We start from the raw sequence: 6,068 nt of genomic DNA on the forward strand, positions 1-6,068 counted from the left end.
GAGGATAAATGATGCACCTGACCGTAGCTGCATAGCATGGCTCACCACACGACGCCGCCCCGGACATCGCGCAGCTCAAGCGGCGTGCCGAGGTGGTCGCAGACGTAGTGGTACACCCCGGCGTGCTTCAGGCGATTGCCGGAAGCGACCGTCAGGGGGCCGGTCAGGTTGCCGGCGGCATCGTGCGTGAAGGACTCCTGCCATGGCATGAGTCCGTCCGCCCGGTGCGGCGTGAATGCGGTGGCGGCCAGACGCTCCCGCTCGTCATGGCTGAAGTGCCATTCCCCGGTGGCGGTGTCGGTGATGTGCGACAGCGGACTCCGGGGACGCCAGTCATAGTTCCATGACAGTGGCTATCCACCAACGCCAGCACTAATCAGCCGCCCGACACTGAATTTTTTGCCGTCACCCCGCAAGTAATAAGACAACGGTAGTGGAAAATCAGAACGAAATGAGAACCTGGTGATAGCTACCGCAGGCTGTGGAAATGATCCCTGCATATGTTGATATTATTAGGTGGGCGCGATCAGAAAAAGAATTTTATGCAAATTCAGAATTGTGCCTGATATATATCAGGCAACCTGTTACAGGTTATTTAAATTTACTGAGAGGACATGAATAAAATTATTTTTGAGTGTGAATAGATATTCTTTCAGATGTGATTTTTTCCAAAATTCCAACTGAATGCTCAAGCATGCCCAGTATGTCCCTTATGGACAACTCGCTGTCGGACGCGGGGTTTGAGATCTGAACGGACGTGAGTGTGAAGATTTCGGAGGGGGTGTATGGTGCTGAAGGCGGACGGTGACGAGGTGCAAGAGCTACGCGAGCAGCTTTATCAGGCTAAACAAGTGGTTAAGGGGATTAAAGATGGAGTGTTTAGTTTAGTGTACTGAACGAGATTTAAATAAAAAAGCCGGGAAGATTTAATTTCTTACCCGGCTTTTTATCAGCAGAAGTGAAAATAAATATCACTTATTAAGTCACCATCCACTTGATCGACAGTTCTGGTTTTGACTTTATTAAAATCCGCCAAAATACCTTTTACTGGCACATAAGGTTTTGATATATCATCATAAAATGTATCTCTTTGATTCTCCGGAACATACTTACCTATTAAATAAGCAAGGTTTTTTCGTAATTCTTCATCTGTCATAGCATTTACTCTGGAATAACACTAACACGTTCAAAAATAATAGGGTAATTATGTTCTGTCGGTAGCAACTGTAATGCCCCACCTTTTCCATACTCAGGATATGCGCTGGTAAAAAGCTCATATCCAGGCCCTCTGCCACCATTAGCTAGAGGGACTTGAACCTGAGGCACACCATTTTTATAAAGTTGTAACGTATCAAACTCTCCCACTAACCGCGCATCACTCCATGAATCAGGGTTACCTTTCTCATAAAATATTTGATAGGCATCTCTGGCTTCATGTCCAGAGTTATATTTTGTATATCCGAAGTAACTTAATGGAGCCGAATTATTTTTCCATTGTCTGTGCAGCATATTTGCTATTCATATATCGGTAAGCTGTAGAAGGCATAGTCGAACTTGGGCCGTCTGGCCCAACATAAAAATCAGTTTTTTCCTTACACAACCCTAACGGATCAATATATTGCAGCGGATTCGGTACGTATGAATACAGGTTTAACCCACCCGCCAGCCCCACCGGGTCCGGACTCAGGTACCGCCCCACGCCCGGATCGTAATACCGGTGCCTGTTGTAGTATAACCCACTTTCCGCGTCATGATACTGCCCCTGAAAGCGCAGCGGCTGATTTATCCCTGCAGTATCAGCATGATGCACCTGACCATAGCTGCGCAGCATGGCTGACCACACGACGCCGCCCCGGACATCGCGCAGCTCAAGCGGCGTGCCGAGGTGGTCGCAGACGTAGTGATACACCCCGGCGTTCGCCTCCCGTCCGCAGAGCATGAGCAGCGGGCGGAAGTCATGTTCATCCTCATACAGCCACACCCGGCAGGACGCATCGCGGAGTGCCTCCTGCAGCTGCGGATTATCCGGCAGCCTGCCGGGCCAGAAGCATCCGGCATCACACTCGCCGAGCAGGCGCTCTCCCTGCCAGAAAAAGCGGCGGGCGGTGCGGGCAAGTACGTCCTCCTTCAGAATACGGCGCCCCAGGGCATCGTACTGATAACGATAATGCGCGGTCTCCTGGCCCCGTACCCGGCAGCGGTAGCCGGTCAGGCGGTGCTGCGTGTCCCAGATGTAGTGATGCTCCTCGCTGCCGGTCACCTCAAGAATGCGGTTGCCGTAGCCGTCGTATTCATAGCGGGTGTCCCCGGCGCGCGTCAGGCGATTGCCGGAAGTGACCGTCAGGGGGCCGGTCAGGTTGCCGGCGGCATCGTGCGTGAAGGACTCCTGCCATGACATGAGTCCGTCCACCCGGCGCGGCGTGAATGCGGTGGCGGCCAGACGCTCCCGTTCGTCATGGTGGAAGTGCCATTCCCCGGTGGCGGTGTCGGTGATGCGCGAAATCAGACTACGGGCGTCCGGAGTATATTCCCGGGCTCTGACGGTGCGGTTGTCCGCCGTCACGACGGACTGACGGACCAGACGATCGCGGGCGTCACGGGCGAAATACTGGCGAAACGTCCCGCCGTCCCGGATGTGCTCCGCGCCGTTTCGCCACGCATGACGGACCAGCGTCTGCGCGTCCAGGGCGGTATGGGTTATCTGGCCACGCTGGCGCTGCCATGACACGGTCCGCCCGTCCGGCAGACGCATGGCGGTCAGGGCGCCGGTGACATCCCGCTGATAGTACGTGCTTGCCGGTCCCTGATGCTCGGCAGTCAGCAGCCCGCGGCGGTCATACTGCCATGCGAGCGGCCACTCACCGTCGTCTGCTGACGTCAGCCGGCCGAAACCGTCCCGGGCGTAGCGGATTTACGCCAGCGCTCCCGCTGTTTTGCCAGCCCGTCAGCGCTGTAGATAATCTGCTCAGTACAGCGGCCCGCGCTGTAATGGCGACGAATAATTTGCCCGTCCGGCAGGCTTTCCTCCGTGACCTGGCCGTCACGGTTATGACGCCAGCGGGTTACCGCGCCCGACGGATCGGTCAGTGAGACAAGGTTGCCCCGGGTATCATATTCATATCGGGTGGTGGCACCGTCCGCACCGGTCTGTTCGAGCAGCCGGGCGGTCTCCGGATCGTGCCGCCAGTGCTCTTCCGCGCCGTCTTCGTGGCGAACCGTGACTCGACCGCTGGCCTGAATGCTTCATTTCCCGACTTATGTTCATCCTCATCCAGCCTCACCCGGCGCGCGATTTTCTGCCGCCGGGCTCCGGCTGTCTAGTCGAAATCTGGATTAAATATTCGCTGTCCTTTACACGGAATCAAATCAAATACTTTTACATGCGTGTTATTTTCAATAAACTCTAAAGCATTATCAAGTAAATCAAAATTAATTACCTCTTCTCTTTGATATTCTTCAGAATTCATTTTTGATTCTAAGATCTCGTCAATATATACTTTATATTTTCCGTTCCACTTTTGCAGGCCTACAGAAGTCCAGCAAATTTCACCGTCCATTAGAAAAGAAACTCGCTGTCCTACCTGACTCCCATTTTCTATTTTTTTTATTAAGTTAGGGTTTGTATTCATATGTCACCGGTGATATTAATCACTAATTTGACGCCATCTGCTCGCTTAATATTTATATGCGGAAAGTTGCCATGTTCGTCAGTTGAAGCATGTCCTCTTACTCGCCCCGTTTCAGGATCAATTGCGTAATCTTTATGATATGCGCTACCTTCTTTAAAGCGATCCATTTTTCGTTTTTTTCTAATACCAACGGCATCTTGAGAGCCAACACCTTTAACTTTCTGATAATCAGGAAATGCAGCATGAAGTAATTCATCAGCCTCTGCTTTAGTCCTGACATCAACAGTAGTATTTTTACCACCAGTTTTTAAAGTATCAACTTTTTCAGGGCAAGCTGTCAGACCTAAAGGATCTATCCATGTCAGCGGATTCTTGACATAGGCATACAGGTTTATCCCCCCCGCCAGCCCTACCGGGTCCGGACTCAGGTACCGCCCCACGCCCGGATCGTAATACCGGTGCCTGTTGTAGTATAACCCACTTTCCCCGTCATGATACTGCCCCTGAAAGCGCAGCGGCTGATTTATCCCTGCAGTATCAGCATGATGCACCTGACCATAGCTGCGCAGCATGCTGACCACACGACGCCGCCCTGGACATCGCGCAGCTCAAGCGGCGTGCCGAGGTGGTCGCAGATATTCTGATGATTAAGCGCGACAGAATTGAGGGTGGGATCTGACGGGAATTAAATAATAAAAGCAGGGAAGATTTGGGGATCTTTCCTGGCTTTTTATTTAATAAGAATACATCATCGTTCTTCTATATGATAAGTGTCCTTATCAGTCCAATATATAACCTTATATTTCCCTAAATTAATATTTTGTTCTTTATAATACTCCATTACCTCTGACGGATACCAACCATATCCATATAAAAAAAGAGCACCTTCACTGATTAGTAATCTTATTATTCTTTTTTTATCTTGGTCATCACTTACAGGTAAAACCATAAATTCATCTATTGATGAAAAACCTATCACCTGCATTTTTCCAATCAAACTCTGACCAAAAGCCTTTATTTTTACAGCATTTCCCGCTATATCAATAACAATAATGGAATCATTTGGCATCTTATTCAATTTCCATTCACCCGTATAGTTACTGGAGTTGATGTTGGTACAGAGTTTATCACCATTTCTGGTGCGCCTCCCGACAAGTGCTGACCTGGGCCTAAGAAATAATCATTGCCACCTAATGGACTTCGTGGTTGCATATTAGAAATGCCATCAACTCTTCTAATATTGAATCCATCACTTAATGAACCCGGATATAACCCCATATCTTTTTCAATAGTCGAAGCAAGAGATTTAGATATAGTAACATCTCCTTTTTCAATACCATTAAAATATTTCAACGCACCGTCTTTGTCGGTAACAAATGTACCATCTCGACCAATTGCAGGATATTGATCCCAGCTTTTTGGACTTATATTATATCCCACATCATCTTGTAACATTTGTGCTTGTCGTGCTCTTGCGCTTTTAACCTTACATAATCCAAGCGGATCAATATATTGCAGCGGATTCGGTACGTATGAATACAGGTTTAACCCACCCGCCAGCCCTACCGGGTCCGGACTCAGGTACCGCCCCACGCCCGGATCGTAATACCGGTGCCTGTTGTAGTATAACCCACTTTCCCCGTCATGATACTGCCCCTGAAAGCGCAGCGGCTGATTTATCCCAGCAGTATCAGCATGATGCACCTGACCATAGCTGCGCAGCATGGCTGACCACACGACGCCGCCCCGGACATCGCGCAGCTCAAGCGGCGTGCCGAGGTGGTCGCAGACGTAGTGATACACCCCGGCGTTCGCCTCCCGTCCGCAGAGCATGAGCAGCGGGCGGAAGTCATGTTCATCCTCATACAGCCACACCCGGCAGGACGCATCGCGGAGTGCCTCCTGCAGCTGCGGATTATCCGGCAGCCTGCCGGGCCAGAAGCGTCCGGCATCACACTCGCCGAGCAGGCGCTCTCCCTGCCAGAAAAAGCGGCGGGCGGTGCGGGCAAGTAAATCCTCCTTCAGGATACGGCGCCCCAGGGCATCGTACTGATAACGATAATGCGCGGTCTCCTGACCCCGTACCCGGCAGCGGTAGCCGGTCAGGCGGTGCTGCGTGTCCCAGGTGTAGTGATGCTCCTCGCTGCCGGTCACCTCAAGAATGCGGTTGCCGTAGCCGTCGTATTCATAGCGGGTGTTCCCGGCGCGCGTCAGGCGATTGCCGGAAGTGACCGTCAGGGGGCCGGTCAGGTTGCCGGCGGCATCGTGGGTGAAGGACTCCTGCCATGACATGAGTCCGTCCACCCGGCGCGGCGTGAATGCGGTGGCGGCCAGACGCTCCCGTTCGTCATGGCTGAAGTGCCATTCCCCGGTGGCGGTGTCGGTGATGTGAGAAATCAGACTCCGGGCGTCCGGAGTATATTCCCGGGCTCTGACGGT

10 protein-coding genes and 1 pseudogene are annotated in these 6,068 nt (G+C 51.7%); 2 read left to right on the forward strand and 9 right to left on the reverse strand.

Translation table 11 applies throughout. The features are described 5' to 3' along the window. Nucleotides 1-41: 41 nt before the first annotated feature. Nucleotides 42-209 (reverse strand): RHS domain-containing protein, encoded by a 168-nt coding sequence (locus tag KIF87_RS16335; protein ID WP_213329537.1) that lies wholly within the window; start codon nucleotides 207-209, stop codon nucleotides 42-44. Between KIF87_RS16335 and KIF87_RS23405 the strand changes: the two genes are divergently transcribed. Together KIF87_RS23405 and KIF87_RS23310 are read left to right on the forward strand one after the other, a co-directional pair. Then, complete coding sequence (locus KIF87_RS23405; RefSeq protein WP_283771131.1) at nucleotides 208-339, forward strand: hypothetical protein; 132 nt, start codon at nucleotides 208-210, stop codon at nucleotides 337-339. The genes KIF87_RS16335 and KIF87_RS23405 overlap by 2 nt on opposite strands. Before the next feature lie 355 nt (nucleotides 340-694). Further along, nucleotides 695-896, forward strand: a pseudogene (locus KIF87_RS23310) (SymE family type I addiction module toxin). 53 nt (nucleotides 897-949) lie between these two features. Here KIF87_RS23310 and KIF87_RS16340 read toward each other — a convergent pair. The 8 genes from KIF87_RS16340 to KIF87_RS16380 form a co-directional block, all read right to left on the reverse strand. After that, a complete protein-coding gene (locus KIF87_RS16340) occupies nucleotides 950-1,156 on the reverse strand; it encodes a hypothetical protein (protein WP_213329538.1) in 207 nt (68 codons plus the stop codon). Between the two features lie 5 nt (nucleotides 1,157-1,161). Continuing rightward, nucleotides 1,162-1,509 (reverse strand): hypothetical protein, encoded by a 348-nt coding sequence (locus KIF87_RS16345; RefSeq protein ID WP_213329574.1) that lies wholly within the window; start codon nucleotides 1,507-1,509, stop codon nucleotides 1,162-1,164. Next, entirely contained in the window at nucleotides 1,484-2,752 is a 1,269-nt protein-coding gene (locus tag KIF87_RS16350; protein WP_213329540.1) for an RHS repeat-associated core domain-containing protein, read from the reverse strand. The genes KIF87_RS16345 and KIF87_RS16350 overlap by 26 nt, the downstream gene beginning before the upstream one ends. A gap of 565 nt (nucleotides 2,753-3,317) precedes the next feature. Next, nucleotides 3,318-3,629 carry a hypothetical protein gene (locus KIF87_RS16360; RefSeq protein ID WP_213329543.1) on the reverse strand — a complete coding sequence of 104 codons (312 nt, stop codon included), beginning with the start codon at nucleotides 3,627-3,629 and terminating at the stop codon, nucleotides 3,318-3,320. Then, nucleotides 3,626-4,201: an RHS repeat-associated core domain-containing protein gene (locus KIF87_RS23615; protein ID WP_213329570.1), complete on the reverse strand. Its 576-nt coding sequence runs from the start codon at nucleotides 4,199-4,201 to the stop codon at nucleotides 3,626-3,628. Before KIF87_RS23615 ends, KIF87_RS16360 begins: the two co-directional genes overlap by 4 nt. Beyond that, entirely contained in the window at nucleotides 4,153-4,266 is a 114-nt protein-coding gene (locus KIF87_RS23475; protein ID WP_213329572.1) for an RHS domain-containing protein, read from the reverse strand. Before KIF87_RS23475 ends, KIF87_RS23615 begins: the two co-directional genes overlap by 49 nt. A 111-nt stretch (nucleotides 4,267-4,377) precedes the next feature. Further along, complete coding sequence (locus KIF87_RS16375) at nucleotides 4,378-4,698, reverse strand: hypothetical protein (RefSeq protein ID WP_249665937.1); 321 nt, start codon at nucleotides 4,696-4,698, stop codon at nucleotides 4,378-4,380. Nucleotides 4,699-4,703: 5 nt separating this feature from the next. Continuing rightward, nucleotides 4,704-6,068, reverse strand: a 1,365-nt coding sequence (locus tag KIF87_RS16380) for an RHS repeat-associated core domain-containing protein (protein WP_213329547.1), incomplete at its 5' end; no start/stop codon positions are given.

This window comes from Enterobacter sp. 120016 (genome assembly GCF_018383635.1).
GTDB lineage: Bacteria > Pseudomonadota > Gammaproteobacteria > Enterobacterales > Enterobacteriaceae > Enterobacter > Enterobacter asburiae_D.